The organism is Leeuwenhoekiella obamensis (assembly GCF_055391795.1).
In genome coordinates this window covers 653,411-674,863 of sequence record NZ_AP029251.1, presented here as the reverse complement: position 1 = coordinate 674,863, position 21,453 = coordinate 653,411, and the positions used below count along the sequence as shown (strand labels likewise).

Below are 21,453 nucleotides of genomic sequence, written 5' to 3'. Positions count from 1 at the left end.
TCACTTTTAATTAATGTATAAGAATCCTGATAATTCTCTTACTTCACCAGCACTTCTCTCATAACTTACAAGATAGTAATAAGTACCTGTTGGTAATTTTTCACCTCTTCTTACAGTTGCTCTACCGTCTGAGAATCCTCTAAAGACATTGTCACCAGTAGGATCGTAAGATTTAGTACTGTAAACTTCTACACCCCATCTGTTGAATATTTTAACTACGTTATTAGGGAAGTTCTCGATATTCTCTATCATGAAGATGTCGTTTAGACCATCACCGTTAGGCGTCATGATGTTGTGGATTATGATATCCTCGATATTTGCAACACCTTGTAATTCTACTACAGTTACATCATCTGGCTCATCATCATTCTCTACATCTGCATCTGTAGGATCATTAGGGTCATCTGAAAGATCATCAAATATATCTCCAGCTTCATTAACACCACTTACAAGTGCTTGGTTTGTAACCTTAGCATTGATAAGATCATCTTCTGTGATATAATACGTCGCAGTAAATGTTGTGCTATCAGATTCACCTGGAGCTAGATCAATTGGCCCACCCATAACGGCAACTAAAGGATCTTCTATCACTATATCATAAAGGTTTACTTCACCAATGTTAGTTACAGTAAAGGTATAAGAAATAGACTCTCCTTCTTCTGGTAATCCATCGCCATCTTCATCATTCCAAACACCAGACTTAAGTAAAGTCAATTCTGCATAACCAGTAACATCTGTTACCGTTGGATCATTAGTAGGATCGCCATCACCATCATCATCCACTGTTTCCTCTCCGTTATCTGATACATCAGTTACATCTTCACCTGCAGGATCCTGACCAGTTGCTAATGCCGTGTTGATCACAAAGCCTGCATTGATATCATCCTGAGTAACTACATAAGTCGCAGTTGCTACACCAGATTCGCCTGGTAATAACGTTCCTGGCTCAATTGCTAGATCAGTAACTCCTAGAACATCATCATCTACAGTGATATTAGAAACTGTCACGTTACCAGTATTTGTTACAACAAAGTTATACGTAATTGTTTCACCTGGTTGCGCGTATCCATCAGCGCTTTCGTCATTAAATATAGATGTCTTGATCAAACTGATAGTTCCTTTAATAGGAAGTTCGGTTACAGTTTCGTCATCCTCTAGATCACTATTATCGTCTGAAGTATCCGTTACGTCTTCTCCTTGTGGATCTTGACCGGTAGCTAATGCTTGGTTAGTTACAAAACCTGCATCCAGATCCTCCTGAGTGATCACATATTCTGCTGTTGCAGTACCAACCTCTCCTGGAGCTAAGCTCGCTGGAGTGATCGCTAATCCTGATACGCCGATTCGTGCATCATCGATCACAGTTCCAGTAATGGTTACATTTCCTGTGTTTGTCACTGTAAAGGTATACGTGATCGTTTCGCCAGGTTGTGCTAATCCATCTCCATTTGTATCTCCAAATACACCTGTCTTAACTAGACCAATTACTCCTTCGTTTGGAAGATCGGTTACCGTGTCATCGTCTTCTAGGTTACTGTTATCATCTGAAGTATCAGTTACATCTTCTCCTTCTGGATCTTGACCCGTAGCTAACGCTTGGTTAGATACGAAGCCTGCGTCGATGTCAGCCTGAGTGATTACATATTCTGCAGTTGCGGTACCAACCTCTCCCGGAGCCAAGCTCGCTGGAGTGATCGCTAGATCTGCTACACCGATTCTTGCATCATCGATCACAGTTCCAGTAATGGTTACATTACCTGTGTTTGTCACTGTAAAGGTATATGTGATCGTTTCACCAGGTTGTGCTAATCCATCTCCGTTTGCATCTCCAAATACGCCTGTCTTAACTAGACCAATAACTCCTTCGTTTGGAAGATCGGTTACTGTGTCGTCATCTTCTAGGTTACTGTTATCATCTGAAGTATCTGTTACATCTTCTCCTTCTGGATCTTGACCAGTTGCTAATGCCTGGTTGGATACGAAGCCTGCGTCGATATCAGCCTGAGTGATTACATATTCTGCTGTTGCAGTTCCTATCTCTCCCGGAGCTAAGCTCGCTGGAGTGATCGCTAGATCTGCTACACCGATTCTTGCATCATCAATTACAGTTCCAGTAATGGTAACATTACCTGTGTTGGTCACTGTAAAGGTATACGTGATCGTTTCTCCAGGTTGTGCTAGTCCATCTCCGTTTGCATCTCCAAATACGCCTGTCTTAACTAGACCAATAACTCCTTCGTTTGGAAGATCGGTTACTGTGTCGTCATCTTCTAGGTTACTGTTATCATCTGAAGTATCCGTTACATCTTCTCCTTCTGGATCTTGACCTGTAGCCAACGCTTGGTTGGATACGAAGCCTGCGTCGATATCAGCCTGAGTGATCACATATTCTGCACTTGCAGTTCCTACCTCTCCCGGAGCTAGGCTCGCTGGAGTGATCGCTAATCCTGATACGCCGATTCGTGCATCATCGATCACAGTTCCAGTAATGGTTACATTTCCTGTGTTTGTCACTGTAAAGGTATACGTGATCGTTTCGCCAGGTTGTGCTAATCCATCTCCATTTGTATCTCCAAATACACCTGTCTTAACTAGACCAATTACTCCTTCGTTTGGAAGATCGGTTACCGTGTCATCGTCTTCTAGGTTACTGTTATCATCTGAAGTATCAGTTACATCTTCTCCTTCTGGATCTTGACCGGTAGCTAATGCTTGGTTAGTTACAAAACCTGCATCCAGATCCTCCTGAGTGATCACATATTCTGCTGTTGCAGTACCAACCTCTCCTGGAGCTAAGCTCGCTGGAGTGATCGCTAATCCTGATACGCCGATTCGTGCATCATCGATCACAGTTCCAGTAATGGTTACATTTCCTGTGTTTGTCACTGTAAAGGTATACGTGATCGTTTCGCCAGGTTGTGCTAATCCATCTCCATTTGTATCTCCAAATACACCTGTCTTAACTAGACCAATTACTCCTTCGTTTGGAAGATCGGTTACCGTGTCATCGTCTTCTAGGTTACTGTTATCATCTGAAGTATCAGTTACATCTTCTCCTTCTGGATCTTGACCCGTAGCTAACGCTTGGTTAGATACGAAGCCTGCGTCGATGTCAGCCTGAGTGATTACATATTCTGCAGTTGCGGTACCAACCTCTCCCGGAGCCAAGCTCGCTGGAGTGATCGCTAGATCTGCTACACCGATTCTTGCATCATCGATCACAGTTCCAGTAATGGTTACATTACCTGTGTTTGTCACTGTAAAGGTATATGTGATCGTTTCACCAGGTTGTGCTAATCCATCTCCGTTTGCATCTCCAAATACGCCTGTCTTAACTAGACCAATAACTCCTTCGTTTGGAAGATCGGTTACTGTGTCGTCATCTTCTAGGTTACTGTTATCATCTGAAGTATCTGTTACATCTTCTCCTTCTGGATCTTGACCAGTTGCTAATGCCTGGTTGGATACGAAGCCTGCGTCGATATCAGCCTGAGTGATTACATATTCTGCTGTTGCAGTTCCTATCTCTCCCGGAGCTAAGCTCGCTGGAGTGATCGCTAGATCTGCTACACCGATTCTTGCATCATCAATTACAGTTCCAGTAATGGTAACATTACCTGTGTTGGTCACTGTAAAGGTATACGTGATCGTTTCTCCAGGTTGTGCTAGTCCATCTCCGTTTGCATCTCCAAATACGCCTGTCTTAACTAGACCAATAACTCCTTCGTTTGGAAGATCGGTTACTGTGTCGTCATCTTCTAGGTTACTGTTATCATCTGAAGTATCCGTTACATCTTCTCCTTCTGGATCTTGACCTGTAGCCAACGCTTGGTTGGATACGAAGCCTGCGTCGATATCAGCCTGAGTGATCACATATTCTGCACTTGCAGTTCCTACCTCTCCCGGAGCTAGGCTCGCTGGAGTGATCGCTAATCCTGATACGCCGATTCGTGCATCATCGATCACAGTTCCAGTGATCGTTACGTTTCCGGTGTTCGTTACAGAGAATGAGTATGTGATCGTTTCACCTACCTGTGCATATCCGTCTGCATTGGTATCGTTGAACGTTCCTTCTTTGATAAGACCGATCGCACCGTCTTTTGGAAGGTCTGTCGTAGTATCATCATCTTCTAGTACGCTATTGTCATCCGAAGTATCCGTTACATCCTTACCTTCTGGATCTTGACCTGTTGCCAACGCTTGGTTCGTTACAAAACCTGCGTCGATATCAGCCTGAGTGATTACATATTCTGCTGTTGCAGTTCCTATCTCTCCCGGAGCTAAGCTCGCTGGAGTGATCGCTAGATCTGCTACACCGATTCTTGCATCATCAATTACAGTTCCAGTAATGGTAACATTACCTGTGTTGGTCACTGTAAAGGTATACGTGATCGTTTCTCCAGGTTGTGCTAGTCCATCTCCGTTTGCATCTCCAAATACGCCTGTCTTAACTAGACCAATAACTCCTTCGTTTGGAAGATCGGTTACTGTGTCGTCATCTTCTAGGTTACTGTTATCATCTGAAGTATCCGTTACATCTTCTCCTTCTGGATCTTGACCTGTAGCCAACGCTTGGTTCGTTACAAAACCTGCGTCGATATCCGCTTGCGTTAGAATGTATTCCGCGGAAGCGGTACCAACCTCTCCTGGAGCTAGGCTCGCTGGAGTGATCGCTAATCCTGATACGCCGATTCGTGCATCGTCAATTACTGTTCCGGTGATCGTTACGTTTCCGGTGTTGGTTACAGAGAATGAGTATGTGATCGTTTCACCTACCTGCGCATATCCGTCTGCATTGGTATCGTTGAACGTTCCTTCTTTGATAAGACCGATCGCTCCGTCTTTTGGAAGGTCTGTCGTAGTATAATCATCTTCTAGTACGCTATTGTCATCTGAAGTATCCGTTACATCCTTACCTTCTGGATCTTGACCAGTTGCTAACGCTTGGTTCGTTACAAAACCTGCGTCAATATCCGCTTGGGTTAGAATGTATTCTGCACTTGCAGTTCCTACCTCTCCCGGAGCTAGGCTCGCTGGAGTGATCGCTAATCCTGATACGCCGATTCTTGCATCATCGATCACAGTTCCGGTGATCGTTACGTTTCCAGTATTCGTTACACTGAAGTTATACGTAATGGTCTCGCCTACCTGTGCATATCCGTCTGCATTGGTATCGTTGAACGTTCCTTCTTTGATAAGACCGATCGCACCGTCTTTTGGAAGGTCTGTCGTAGTATCATCATCTTCTAGTACGCTATTGTCATCCGAAGTATCGGTTACATCCTTGCCTTCTGGATCTTGACCCGTTGCTAATGCTTGGTTGGTTACAAAACCTGCATCAATATCCGCTTGCGTTAGAATGTATTCCGCGGAAGCGGTACCAACCTCTCCTGGAGCTAGGCTCGCTGGAGTGATCGCTAATCCTGATACGCCGATTCGTGCATCATCGATTACAGTTCCAGTGATCGTTACGTTACCGGTGTTGGTTACAGAGAATGAGTATGTGATCGTCTCACCTACCTGTGCATATCCGTCTGCATTGGTATCATTGAACGTTCCTTCTTTGATAAGACCGATCGCTCCGTCTTTTGGAAGGTCTGTCGTCGTATCATCATCTTCTAGTACGCTATTGTCATCCGAAGTATCCGTTACATCCTTGCCTTCTGGATCTTGACCCGTTGCTAATGCTTGGTTGGTTACAAAACCTGCGTCGATATCTGCTTGCGTTAGAATGTATTCCGCGGAAGCGGTACCAACCTCTCCTGGAGCTAGGCTCGCTGGAGTGATCGCTAATCCTAATACGCCGATTCGTGCATCGTCGATTACAGTTCCGGTGATCGTTACGTTACCGGTGTTGGTTACAGAGAATGAGTATGTGATCGTCTCTCCTACCTGTGCATATCCGTCTGCATTGGTATCATTGAACGTTCCTTCTTTGATAAGACCGATAGCTCCGTCTTTTGGAAGGTCTGTCGTAGTATCATCATCTTCTAGTACGCTATTGTCATCCGAAGTATCCGTTACATCCTTGCCTTCTGGATCTTGACCTGTTGCTAACGCTTGGTTCGTTACAAAACCTGCGTCGATATCTGCTTGCGTTAGAATGTATTCCGCGGAAGCGGTACCAACCTCTCCTGGAGCTAGGCTCGCTGGAGTGATCGCTAATCCTGATACGCCGATTCTTGCATCATCGATCACAGTTCCAGTGATCGTTACGTTTCCGGTGTTCGTTACAGAGAATGAGTATGTGATCGTTTCACCTACCTGTGCATATCCGTCTGCATTGGTATCGTTGAACGTTCCTTCTTTGATAAGACCGATCGCACCGTCTTTTGGAAGGTCTGTCGTAGTATAATCATCTTCTAGTACGCTATTGTCATCTGAAGTATCCGTTACATCCTTACCTTCTGGATCTTGACCAGTTGCTAACGCTTGGTTCGTTACAAAACCTGCGTCAATATCCGCTTGGGTTAGAATGTATTCTGCACTTGCAGTTCCTACCTCTCCCGGAGCTAGGCTCGCTGGAGTGATCGCTAATCCTGATACGCCGATTCTTGCATCATCGATCACAGTTCCGGTGATCGTTACGTTTCCAGTATTCGTTACACTGAAGTTATACGTAATGGTCTCGCCTACCTGTGCATATCCGTCTGCATTGGTATCGTTGAACGTTCCTTCTTTGATAAGACCGATCGCACCGTCTTTTGGAAGGTCTGTCGTAGTATCATCATCTTCTAGTACGCTATTGTCATCCGAAGTATCGGTTACATCCTTGCCTTCTGGATCTTGACCCGTTGCTAATGCTTGGTTGGTTACAAAACCTGCATCAATATCCGCTTGCGTTAGAATGTATTCCGCGGAAGCGGTACCAACCTCTCCTGGAGCTAGGCTCGCTGGAGTGATCGCTAATCCTGATACGCCGATTCGTGCATCATCGATTACAGTTCCAGTGATCGTTACGTTACCGGTGTTGGTTACAGAGAATGAGTATGTGATCGTCTCACCTACCTGTGCATATCCGTCTGCATTGGTATCATTGAACGTTCCTTCTTTGATAAGACCGATCGCTCCGTCTTTTGGAAGGTCTGTCGTCGTATCATCATCTTCTAGTACGCTATTGTCATCCGAAGTATCCGTTACATCCTTGCCTTCTGGATCTTGACCCGTTGCTAATGCTTGGTTGGTTACAAAACCTGCGTCGATATCTGCTTGCGTTAGAATGTATTCCGCGGAAGCGGTACCAACCTCTCCTGGAGCTAGGCTCGCTGGAGTGATCGCTAATCCTAATACGCCGATTCGTGCATCGTCGATTACAGTTCCGGTGATCGTTACGTTACCGGTGTTGGTTACAGAGAATGAGTATGTGATCGTCTCTCCTACCTGTGCATATCCGTCTGCATTGGTATCATTGAACGTTCCTTCTTTGATAAGACCGATAGCTCCGTCTTTTGGAAGGTCTGTCGTAGTATCATCATCTTCTAGTACGCTATTGTCATCCGAAGTATCCGTTACATCCTTGCCTTCTGGATCTTGACCTGTTGCTAACGCTTGGTTCGTTACAAAACCTGCGTCGATATCTGCTTGCGTTAGAATGTATTCCGCGGAAGCGGTACCAACCTCTCCTGGAGCTAGGCTCGCTGGAGTGATCGCTAATCCTGATACGCCGATTCTTGCATCATCGATCACAGTTCCAGTGATCGTTACGTTTCCGGTGTTCGTTACAGAGAATGAGTATGTGATCGTTTCACCTACCTGTGCATATCCGTCTGCATTGGTATCGTTGAACGTTCCTTCTTTGATAAGACCGATCGCACCGTCTTTTGGAAGGTCTGTCGTAGTATCATCATCTTCTAGTACGCTATTGTCATCCGAAGTATCCGTTACATCCTTACCTTCTGGATCTTGACCTGTTGCCAACGCTTGGTTCGTTACAAAACCTGCGTCAATATCCGCTTGCGTTAGAATGTATTCCGCGGAAGCGGTACCAACCTCTCCTGGAGCTAGGCTCGCTGGAGTGATCGCTAATCCTGATACGCCGATTCGTGCATCGTCGATCACAGTTCCGGTGATCGTTACGTTTCCAGTATTCGTTACACTGAAGTTATACGTAATGGTCTCTCCTACCTGTGCATATCCGTCTGCATTGGTATCGTTGAACGTTCCTTCTTTGATAAGACCGATCGCACCGTCTTTTGGAAGGTCTGTCGTAGTATCATCATCTTCTAGTACGCTATTGTCATCCGAAGTATCGGTTACATCCTTGCCTTCTGGATCTTGACCCGTTGCTAATGCTTGGTTGGTTACAAAACCTGCATCAATATCCGCTTGCGTTAGAATGTATTCCGCGGAAGCGGTACCAACCTCTCCTGGAGCTAGGCTCGCTGGAGTGATCGCTAATCCTGATACGCCGATTCTTGCATCGTCAATTACAGTTCCGGTGATCGTTACGTTTCCAGTATTCGTTACACTGAAATTATACGTAATGGTCTCGCCTACCTGTGCATATCCGTCTGCATTGGTATCGTTGAACGTTCCTTCTTTGATAAGACCGATCGCTCCGTCTTTTGGAAGGTCTGTCGTCGTATCATCATCTTCTAGTACGCTATTGTCATCTGAAGTATCTGTTACATCTTTCCCTTCTGGATCTTGACCTGTTGCTAACGCTTGGTTCGTTACAAAGCCTGCATCAATATCTGCTTGGGTTAGAATGTATTCTGCACTTGCAGTTCCTACCTCTCCCGGAGCTAGGCTCGCTGGAGTGATCGCTAATCCTGATACGCCGATTCGTGCATCATCGATCACAGTTCCGGTGATCGTTACGTTTCCAGTATTCGTTACACTGAAGTTATACGTAATGGTCTCGCCTACCTGTGCATATCCGTCTGCATTGGTATCGTTGAACGTTCCTTCTTTGATAAGACCGATCGCACCGTCTTTTGGAAGGTCTGTCGTAGTATCATCATCTTCTAGTACGCTATTGTCATCTGAAGTATCTGTTACATCTTTCCCTTCTGGATCTTGACCTGTTGCTAACGCTTGGTTCGTTACAAAGCCTGCATCAATATCTGCTTGGGTTAGAATGTATTCTGCACTTGCAGTTCCTACCTCTCCTGGAGCTAGGCTCGCTGGAGTGATCGCTAATCCTGATACGCCGATTCGTGCATCGTCAATTACAGTTCCGGTGATCGTTACGTTTCCAGTATTCGTTACACTGAAGTTATACGTAATGGTCTCGCCTACCTGCGCATATCCGTCTGCATTGGTATCATTGAACGTTCCTTCTTTGATAAGACCGATAGCTCCGTCTTTTGGAAGGTCTGTAGTCGTATCATCATCTTCTAGTACGCTATTGTCATCTGAAGTATCCGTTACATCCTTACCTTCTGGATCTTGACCAGTTGCTAACGCTTGGTTCGTTACAAAACCTGCGTCAATATCCGCTTGCGTTAGAATGTATTCCGCGGAAGCGGTACCAACCTCTCCTGGAGCTAGGCTCGCTGGAGTGATCGCTAATCCTGATACGCCGATTCGTGCATCGTCGATCACAGTTCCGGTGATCGTTACGTTTCCAGTATTCGTTACACTGAAGTTATACGTAATGGTCTCTCCTACCTGTGCATATCCGTCTGCATTGGTATCGTTGAACGTTCCTTCTTTGATAAGACCGATCGCACCGTCTTTTGGAAGGTCTGTCGTAGTATAATCATCTTCTAGTACGCTATTGTCATCCGAAGTATCGGTTACATCCTTGCCTTCTGGATCTTGACCCGTTGCTAATGCTTGGTTGGTTACAAAACCTGCATCAATATCCGCTTGCGTTAGAATGTATTCCGCGGAAGCGGTACCAACCTCTCCTGGAGCTAGGCTCGCTGGAGTGATCGCTAATCCTGATACGCCGATTCGTGCATCGTCAATTACAGTTCCGGTGATCGTTACGTTTCCAGTATTCGTTACACTGAAATTATACGTAATGGTCTCGCCTACCTGTGCATATCCGTCTGCATTGGTATCGTTGAACGTTCCTTCTTTGATAAGACCGATCGCTCCGTCTTTTGGAAGGTCTGTCGTCGTATCATCATCTTCTAGTACGCTATTGTCATCTGAAGTATCTGTTACATCTTTCCCTTCTGGATCTTGACCTGTTGCTAACGCTTGGTTCGTTACAAAGCCTGCATCAATATCTGCTTGGGTTAGAATGTATTCTGCACTTGCAGTTCCTACCTCTCCCGGAGCTAGGCTCGCTGGAGTGATCGCTAATCCTGATACGCCGATTCGTGCATCATCGATCACAGTTCCGGTGATCGTTACGTTTCCAGTATTCGTTACACTGAAGTTATACGTAATGGTCTCGCCTACCTGTGCATATCCGTCTGCATTGGTATCGTTGAACGTTCCTTCTTTGATAAGACCGATCGCACCGTCTTTTGGAAGGTCTGTCGTAGTATCATCATCTTCTAGTACGCTATTGTCATCTGAAGTATCTGTTACATCTTTCCCTTCTGGATCTTGACCTGTTGCTAACGCTTGGTTCGTTACAAAGCCTGCATCAATATCTGCTTGGGTTAGAATGTATTCTGCACTTGCAGTTCCTACCTCTCCTGGAGCTAGGCTCGCTGGAGTGATCGCTAATCCTGATACGCCGATTCGTGCATCGTCAATTACAGTTCCGGTGATCGTTACGTTTCCAGTATTCGTTACACTGAAGTTATACGTAATGGTCTCGCCTACCTGCGCATATCCGTCTGCATTGGTATCATTGAACGTTCCTTCTTTGATAAGACCGATAGCTCCGTCTTTTGGAAGGTCTGTAGTCGTATCATCATCTTCTAGTACGCTATTGTCATCTGAAGTATCCGTTACATCCTTACCTTCTGGATCTTGACCAGTTGCTAACGCTTGGTTCGTTACAAAACCTGCGTCAATATCCGCTTGCGTTAGAATGTATTCTGCTGTTGCAGTACCAACCTCTCCTGGAGCTAGGCTCGCTGGAGTGATCGCTAATCCTGATACGCCGATTCGTGCATCGTCAATTACAGTTCCGGTGATCGTTACGTTACCGGTGTTGGTTACAGAGAATGAGTATGTGATCGTCTCTCCTACCTGTGCATATCCGTCTGCATTGGTATCATTGAACGTTCCTTCTTTGATAAGACCGATAGCTCCGTCTTTTGGAAGGTCTGTAGTCGTATCATCATCTTCTAGTACGCTATTGTCATCTGAAGTATCCGTTACATCCTTACCTTCTGGATCTTGACCTGTTGCTAACGCTTGGTTCGTTACAAAGCCTGCATCAATATCTGCTTGGGTTAGAATGTATTCTGCACTTGCAGTTCCTACCTCTCCCGGAGCTAGGCTCGCTGGAGTGATCGCTAATCCTGATACGCCGATTCTTGCATCATCGATCACAGTTCCGGTGATCGTTACGTTTCCAGTATTCGTTACACTGAAGTTATACGTAATGGTCTCGCCTACCTGTGCATATCCGTCTGCATTGGTATCGTTGAACGTTCCTTCTTTGATAAGACCGATCGCACCGTCTTTTGGAAGGTCTGTCGTAGTATCATCATCTTCTAGTACGCTATTGTCATCCGAAGTATCGGTTACATCCTTGCCTTCTGGATCTTGACCCGTTGCTAATGCTTGGTTGGTTACAAAACCTGCATCAATATCCGCTTGCGTTAGAATGTATTCCGCGGAAGCGGTACCAACCTCTCCTGGAGCTAGGCTCGCTGGAGTGATCGCTAATCCTGATACGCCGATTCGTGCATCATCGATTACAGTTCCAGTGATCGTTACGTTACCGGTGTTGGTTACAGAGAATGAGTATGTGATCGTCTCACCTACCTGTGCATATCCGTCTGCATTGGTATCATTGAACGTTCCTTCTTTGATAAGACCGATCGCTCCGTCTTTTGGAAGGTCTGTCGTCGTATCATCATCTTCTAGTACGCTATTGTCATCCGAAGTATCCGTTACATCCTTGCCTTCTGGATCTTGACCCGTTGCTAACGCTTGGTTCGTTACAAAGCCTGCATCAATATCTGCTTGGGTTAGAATGTATTCTGCACTTGCAGTTCCTACCTCTCCCGGAGCTAGGCTCGCTGGAGTGATCGCTAATCCTGATACGCCGATTCTTGCATCATCGATCACAGTTCCGGTGATCGTTACGTTTCCAGTATTCGTTACACTGAAGTTATACGTAATGGTCTCGCCTACCTGTGCATATCCGTCTGCATTGGTATCGTTGAACGTTCCTTCTTTGATAAGACCGATCGCACCGTCTTTTGGAAGGTCTGTCGTAGTATCATCATCTTCTAGTACGCTATTGTCATCCGAAGTATCGGTTACATCCTTGCCTTCTGGATCTTGACCCGTTGCTAATGCTTGGTTGGTTACAAAACCTGCATCAATATCCGCTTGCGTTAGAATGTATTCCGCGGAAGCGGTACCAACCTCTCCCGGAGCTAGGCTCGCTGGAGTGATCGCTAATCCTGATACGCCGATTCTTGCATCATCGATCACAGTTCCGGTGATCGTTACGTTTCCAGTATTCGTTACACTGAAGTTATACGTAATGGTCTCGCCTACCTGTGCATATCCGTCTGCATTGGTATCGTTGAACGTTCCTTCTTTGATAAGACCGATCGCACCGTCTTTTGGAAGGTCTGTCGTAGTATCATCATCTTCTAGTACGCTATTGTCATCCGAAGTATCGGTTACATCCTTGCCTTCTGGATCTTGACCCGTTGCTAATGCTTGGTTGGTTACAAAACCTGCATCAATATCCGCTTGCGTTAGAATGTATTCCGCGGAAGCGGTACCAACCTCTCCTGGAGCTAGGCTCGCTGGAGTGATCGCTAATCCTGATACGCCGATTCGTGCATCATCGATTACAGTTCCAGTGATCGTTACGTTACCGGTGTTGGTTACAGAGAATGAGTATGTGATCGTCTCACCTACCTGTGCATATCCGTCTGCATTGGTATCATTGAACGTTCCTTCTTTGATAAGACCGATCGCTCCGTCTTTTGGAAGGTCTGTCGTCGTATCATCATCTTCTAGTACGCTATTGTCATCCGAAGTATCCGTTACATCCTTGCCTTCTGGATCTTGACCCGTTGCTAACGCTTGGTTCGTTACAAAACCTGCGTCAATATCCGCTTGCGTTAGAATGTATTCTGCTGTTGCAGTACCAACCTCTCCTGGAGCTAGGCTCGCTGGAGTGATCGCTAATCCTGATACGCCGATTCGTGCATCGTCAATTACAGTTCCGGTGATCGTTACGTTACCTGTGTTGGTTACAGAGAATGAGTATGTGATCGTCTCACCTACCTGTGCATATCCGTCTGCATTGGTATCGTTGAACGTTCCTTCTTTGATAAGACCAATTGCCCCATCTTTTGGAAGGTCTGTCGTAGTATCATCATCTTCTAGTACGCTATTGTCATCTGAAGTATCCGTTACATCTTTACCTTCTGGATCTTGACCTGTTGCTAAGGCTTGGTTCGTTACAAAACCTGCGTCAATATCCGCTTGCGTTAGAATGTATTCCGCGGAAGCGGTACCAACCTCTCCTGGAGCTAGGCTCGCTGGAGTGATCGCTAATCCTGATACGCCGATTCGTGCATCGTCAATTACTGTTCCGGTGATCGTTACGTTTCCGGTGTTGGTTACAGAGAATGAGTATGTGATCGTTTCACCTACCTGCGCATATCCGTCTGCATTGGTATCGTTGAACGTTCCTTCTTTGATAAGACCGATCGCTCCGTCTTTTGGAAGGTCTGTAGTCGTATCATCATCTTCTAGTACGCTATTGTCATCTGAAGTATCCGTTACATCTTTACCTTCTGGATCTTGACCTGTTGCTAACGCTTGGTTCGTTACAAAACCTGCGTCAATATCCGCTTGGGTTAGAATGTATTCTGCACTTGCAGTTCCAACCTCTCCTGGAGCTAGGCTCGCTGGAGTGATCGCTAATCCTGATACGCCAATTCGTGCATCGTCAATTACAGTTCCAGTGATAACAACACTTCCAGTGTTTGTCACTGAGAAAGAATAAGTTATTGTTTCCCCTGCTTGTGCATACCCATCAGAATTAACATCATTAAATAATCCCGTCTTGATTAGCCCAATTGCCCCATCTTCATCGATGATCGTTCCAATACCACTTGCATTAGTATTTGATGTAGAACCTGATTCTACTACTCCATTCAAGATAAATTCCTCTGTTGGCTCTGGAATATCATCATTTGCAGTAGGAACTATAAATTTAATTACAGTCTCACCAGGATTAAAGGTTACAACTTCATTTTTCGCCTCGTAATCTTCAGTCATAACAGCTGAATCATCTTGAGTTGAAACACGAACTGTAATAACTTCATAACTAGGGTTACTTAGACTCACTGTAAACTCAACATTTTCACCTTCATTAACCGTCTCTCCTACGATCGTTAAAGCTGGGCCACTACCGTCATTATCTGTAATAATTCCGGTGCCACTCGCTGTGTCTTTTGATACAGTGCCTGATACTACTGTTCCATTTAACGTGAAGTTTTCTGGTACTTCGTAAATAGTATCATCCTCTGTTTTGATAAGGATCTTTTTCTCGGTTTCGCCTGGAGCGAAAATGATATCCCCACCTGTGTAGCCTGCATAATCTTCTGGATCTAAAGCAGTACCTTCTGCAGTGTTTAGTTCAACAGTGATCGCTTCGTAACTTGGATTACTTAAGCTTACTGTGAATTCTACGAATTCTCCTTCTACTACGGTTTGTCCAACAATAGCTAATTCTGGGCCGCTACCATCATTATCTGTAATAATTCCGGTGCCGCTCGCTGTGTCTTTTGATACAGTGCCTGATACTACTGTTCCATTCAATGTGAAGTTTTCTGGTACTTCATAAATAGCATCATCTTTGGTCTGGATCTGGATCTTTTTCTCTGTTTCGCCTGGAGCGAAAATGATATCACCACCAGTGTAGCCTGCGTAATCTTCTGGATCTAGAGCGGTACCTTCTGCAGTGTTTAGTTCAACAGTGATCGCTTCGTAACTTGGATTACTTAAGCTTACTGTGAATTCTACGAATTCTCCTTCTTCTACAGTTTGTCCTACGATCTTTAATTCTGGGCCACTACCATCATTATCTGTAATAATTCCGGTGCCGCTCGCTGTGTCTTTTGATACAGTGCCTGATACTACTGTTCCATTTAATGTGAAGTTTTCTGGTACTTCATAAATAGCATCATCTTTTGTTTTGATAAGGATCTTTTTCTCGGTTTCGCCTGGAGCGAAAGTGATATCCCCACCTGTGTAGCCTTCGTAATCTTCTGGATCTAAAGCAGTACCTTCTGCGGTGTTCAATGAAACAGTGATCGCTTCATAACTTGGATTGCTTAAGCTTACTGTGAATTCTACTATTTGTCCTTCTTCTACAGTTTGTCCTACGATCTTTAATTCTGGGCCACTACCATCATTATCTGTAATAATTCCGGTGCCACTCGCTGTGTCTTTTGATACAGTGCCTGATACTACTGTTCCATTTAATGTGAAGTTTTCTGGTACTTCATAAATAGCATCATCTTCTGTCTGGATCTGGATCTTTTTCTCGGTTTCGCCTGGAGCGAAAGTGATATCCCCACCTGTGTAGCCTGCATAATCTTCTGGATCTAAAGCAGTACCTTCTGCAGTGTTTAGTTCAACAGTGATCGCTTCGTAACTTGGATTGCTCAAGCTTACTGTGAATTCTACGAATTCTCCTTCTACTACGGTTTGTCCAACAATAGCTAATTCTGGGCCGCTACCATCATTATCTGTAATAATTCCGGTGCCGCTCGCTGTGTCTTTTGATACAGTGCCTGATACTACTGTTCCATTTAACGTGAAGTTTTCTGGTACTTCATAAATAGCATCATCTTCTGTCTGGATCTGGATCTTTTTCTCTGTTTCGCCTGGAGCGAAAATGATATCACCACCAGTGTACCCTTCGTAATCTTCTGGATCTAAAGCAGTACCTTCTGCAGTGTTTAGTTTAACAGTGATCGCTTCATAACTTGGATTGCTCAAGCTTACTGTGAATTCTACTATTTGTCCTTCTTCTACAGTTTGTCCTACAATAGCTAATTCTGGGCCGCTACCATCATTATCTGTAATAATTCCGGTGCCGCTCGCTGTGTCTTTTGATACAGTGCCTGATACTACTGTTCCATTTAATGTGAAGTTTTCTGGTACTTCATAAATAGCATCATCTTTTGTTTTGATAAGGATCTTTTTCTCGGTTTCGCCTGGAGCGAAAGTGATATCCCCACCTGTGTAGCCTTCGTAATCTTCTGGATCTAAAGCAGTACCTTCTGCGGTGTTCAATGAAACAGTGATCGCTTCATAACTTGGATTGCTTAAGCTTACTGTGAATTCTACTATTTGTCCTTCTTCTACAGTTTGTCCTACGATCTTTAATTCTGGGCCACTACCATCATTATCTGTAATAATTCCGGTGCCGCTCGCTGTGTCTTTTGATACAGTGCCTGATACTACTGTTCCATTTAATGTGAAGTTTTCTGGTACTTCATAAATAGCATCATCTTTGGTCTGGATCTGGATCTTTTTCTCTGTTTCGCCTGGAGCGAAAATGATATCACCACCAGTGTAGCCTGCGTAATCTTCTGGATCTAAAGCAGTACCTTCTGCAGTGTTTAGTTTAACAGTGATCGCTTCATAACTTGGATTGCTCAAGCTTACTGTGAATTCTACTATTTGTCCTTCTTCTACAGTTTGTCCAACAATAGCTAATTCTGGGCCACTACCGTCATTATCTGTAATAATTCCGGTGCCGCTCGCTGTGTCTTTTGATACAGTGCCTGATACTACTGTTCCATTCAATGTGAAGTTTTCTGGTACTTCGTAAATAGTATCATCCTCTGTTTTGATAAGGATCTTTTTCTCGGTTTCGCCTGGAGCGAAAATGATATCCCCACCTGTGTACCCTTCGTAATCTTCTGGATCTAAAGCGGTACCTTCTGCTGTGTTTAGTTCAACAGTGATCGCTTCGTAACTTGGATTGCTCAAGCTTACTGTGAATTCTACTATTTGTCCTTCTTCTACAGTCTGTCCTACGATAGCTAATTCTGGGCCACTACCATCATTATCTGTAATAATTCCGGTGCCACTCGCTGTGTCTTTTGATACAGTGCCTGATACTACTGTTCCATTTAACGTGAAGTTTTCTGGTACTTCGTAAATAGTATCATCCTCTGTTTTGATAAGGATCTTTTTCTCGGTTTCGCCTGGAGCGAAAGTGATATCACCACCTGTGTAGCCTTCGTAATCTTCTGGATCTAAAGCAGTACCTTCTGCAGTGTTCAATGAAACAGTGATCGCTTCGTAACTTGGATTGCTTAAGCTTACTGTGAATTCTACTATTTGTCCTTCTTCTACAGTTTGTCCTACGATAGCTAATTCTGGGCCGCTACCATCATTGTCTGTAATAATTCCGGTGCCGCTCGCTGTGTCTTTTGATACAGTGCCTGATACTACTGTTCCATTCAATGTGAAGTTTTCTGGCACTTCATAAATAGTATCATCTTCTGTCTGGATCTGGATCTTTTTCTCGGTTTCGCCTGGAGCGAAAGTGATATCACCACCTGTGTAGCCTTCGTAATCTTCTGGATCTAAAGCAGTACCTTCTGCAGTGTTCAATGAAACAGTGATCGCTTCGTAACTTGGATTGCTCAAGCTTACTGTGAATTCTACTATTTGTCCTTCTTCTACAGTTTGTCCTACGATAGCTAATTCTGGGCCGCTACCATCATTGTCGGTGATAATTCCGGTGCCACTCGCTGTGTCTTTTGATACAGTGCCTGACACTACTGTTCCATTTAATGTGAAGTTTTCTGGTACTTCATAAATAGCATCATCTTTGGTCTGGATCTGGATCTTTTTCTCGGTTTCGCCTGGAGCGAAAGTGATATCACCACCTGTGTAGCCTTCGTAATCTTCTGGATCTAAAGCAGTACCTTCTGCAGTGTTCAATGAAACAGTGATCGCTTCATAACTTGGATTGCTCAAGCTTACTGTGAATTCTACTATTTGTCCTTCTTCTACAGTTTGTCCTACGATAGCTAATTCTGGGCCTGCTCCTTGATCATCTAAAATAGTACCAGTACCCGTTGCATTTACATTTGCAATATTGTCTGTAGTAATAGTTCCATTAAGTGTAAAATTCTCAGAACCTTCAGTATAAATATCCTCTAGTGTAGTAACAGTTACAAATGCACTTGTGCTTCCTTGAGGAATAGTGATTGTCTGAGTTAGGCTATTATAATCATCACCTGCAATAGCAGTTCCATTTGCAGTTGTAAGAACGATCTCAGTATCTCTCCAACTTACCTCTGACAATTTAACTTCAAAAACAGCATTTTCACCTTCATAAACTTCTACACTACTAATAGTATAAGAAGGAGGAATTCCATCAACAAAATTATTAGAACATGATGATCTTAAGTTTACAACTCTAGTAATAAGGTTATCATAAAGATCACCTTCAACATCGCTAACAGATTTATACCCTGAAGGATCAGCCTCAGAAATATTGTATGTAACATCTACAAACGCAGATGGTATTGCAGTAACATAACGATAGTTACCATTTGCATCTGTTTGAAGTGTAGATGATGAACCGTCACTTCCACTTATTGAAATTGACACACCCGCAAGACCATTACCTTCATCATCACTTACGTTACCACAAATTACAGGAGCAGTAATTATATGAGAATCAGGATCATTATAATTTGCGTTTGCAAAAGTCAATGAATAGTAACGATCATTATTTCCTTGATCTTTACCTATAATATATCTTAAGGAAGATTTTCCTTCCCAGTAATTACTATATGTATATCTAGGGTCTGTAGAAATATCTCCGTTAGGTGCAGTGGATGCATTTACAGCAGTACCACGAATAGAAGAAGATTTCTGCTGAATATTAATAAGCGTATTTGCAGATTGATAATATGCATCTGGCAAACTCAACTCAGCATATTCACGAGTTGAAACACTATCACCATCAATATCATAAGGAGTTCCAAAGAAAGAAATAATTTCTTCATCACCATAAGTACCTCCACCAGTAACAAATGTTATTTCAAACTCAACACTTTGATCTCCATTATTTGTACTGTTAATCTGAGGTTGGAATGCATTTTCAATTCCTTGACCAGTCACATCTATATTAAGAAGAGAAGCGCCATTGTTAAAACTTACAATTTTAACCAAAGCATCAATAGGCGCAGGACTGTCTGCAAAAACATTAGAGAAACGATAAATCGCACCAACATTAAGATTGCTTCCAGAAATTAAAGTTGGATTCTTAAATTGAGGCTGCTCATAAAGAGGAGCACAATCGCAACCTCTTTCGCCAGGAGGCACAACAAAAACATCTGAAACTGTTACAGCTAGAGTAGCTTCACTAACATCACCGTTACCATCAGTAATTTTGTATTTTATATAATCTACACCTGTGAAAGTTGGATTAGGAATATATAGAATTGTATCGTCAGTAGGAGTCGCAGTGCCATTATCTTGAACTACGGCGTTTCCATTAGAAGCATTTTGAGAAATTACAATAGGACTGTTTGACGCTCCGTCATTTCCAAAATTATCATTTGCAATTACATCTACGTTGATCGCAGTATTCTTACTTACAGTCGCATCATCATTACTAGCCACAGGTAAGTGGTTAACATAAGAAACAGTAACCTTAGTTGTGATCACACAACCATTCTTATCTGTAGCAGTTACAGTATATTCACCAGAATCAAGGTTAGCAAGATCAGCACCTGAGTATGCACCACCATTCCAAGAATATGTATAAGGGCCAACACCTCCAGAAGCAGTAGCTTTTGCAGTTCCATCAGTTGCATCAAATCGTGATTCATCTGTGGCTGTCGCCGAAATAGCTAAAGGTGCAGGAATATTTACAGTTTTAGATTGAGTAGGAATAGAACACGTTCCATTATTACCATAAGTTCCATTATAAGTTACTTCAGCTCTAAAATCACCACCAGCAGTATAGTTAAATTGAAATTCTCCTGATTTGTTGTTTGAAGTTCCTACTTGATTACCATTATAGAAAAACTTCCAAGAATAGTTATTAGTTAGTGGATTACCATTATTATTAATAGCAACATCATAAGTCACTTTATTCTCACAAGTTACCCATGCTAGACTAGGAGTGATCTCTGGCTTACAAGGCACATTTACATTACGCGTGTTACTCTCTAGAGTTCTATCTTGATTAACACATCTTGCATCTTTATAGTGCAACTCATATTGAGCCATTGCTTTGTTTGCACCACAAAAAGCCTCACTAGCAGGAGTTAGAGCATAAGTTAGCTTTATTGTTTCTTTACTTAAAGTTGCAACATTCCAGTTTATTTTAGAACCAGAAACAGCAACACTACCTTTTGAAACATTTAAACTTCCAGGAACTATTTGAAATCCAGAAGCAACATTATCAACTACGAAGTAATTGTCACTACGCTGTGTCGCTGCAACAGTTAGTTTTCCAAAAATCTGATTATAAACTTGAGAAATACCAGTAGCATCCTCTTCTATAAAAAGACCATCAGGATTAATAGCTCTTAAAGTATGCTCAGCAACATTACGCTCTCCTTGAGAAGCTATATCACCAAAAACACCAATATTAAAAAGACTTATTTTATTACCATTAATATCTTTAGCAGCCATCCCAGCATTGATCGCAGCTACTTGACAAGCATTACCATTAGTTGTTGGGTTAGTTTCACATCGATTTGCGTTAGAGCCACTTCCTCTTACAGTAGGCACACCATCTGTCATTAGCACAATGCTATGTGCCGTCTCACAGCTAAAGTTTCCCTGACTTTGTAAGATACCACGTGCACGAGCATAACCCTGCTCAATATTGGTATATTGATACGCTGTTATTGCATTGATAGCATTTATAACATTCTGCTTCTGAGAACTATCTACAAGATTAATATCTGTACGCGCATCATTAGAGTAGCTTACAATAGCAACTTTATTTCTTCCTGTTGGGTTATTTGCAGGATTGAATAAATTATCTACAAAATCTTTCGCACCTTGTTTAACATAATCTAAAGCACTAGGAACTTGACCGCTCCAAACCATACTTAAAGATCTGTCTATAACTAGCACAACCTCCACAGGTTGAGTAGGTGGAACACCCGTAACCTCAAGAGACACATCAAATTGATTGCATTGCGAATCACTAGCAACAACAACCTTCTTAGCAGTAACTTCTTTATTACTCTGCGCAAAAGTAGTTTGAGTAGCAAAAAGCATCAAGACTCCAGCTAAAAGAGTTATAACTCCCTTAGCGGAAAAACGATTAACCAGCATATTATAAAATTGTAGAAATAGTTTCATAAATTGGGATTTAAGTGTAACCGGTAAAAAATA

At 43.3% G+C, this 21,453-nt stretch carries 1 protein-coding gene; it reads right to left on the bottom strand.

The genetic code is table 11. The features are described from left to right. Positions 1-6: 6 nt before the first annotated feature. Complete coding sequence (locus ACZ5L8_RS02980) at positions 7-21,420, bottom strand: DUF7507 domain-containing protein (RefSeq protein WP_464439647.1); 21,414 nt, start codon at positions 21,418-21,420, stop codon at positions 7-9. Positions 21,421-21,453 lie beyond the last annotated feature (33 nt).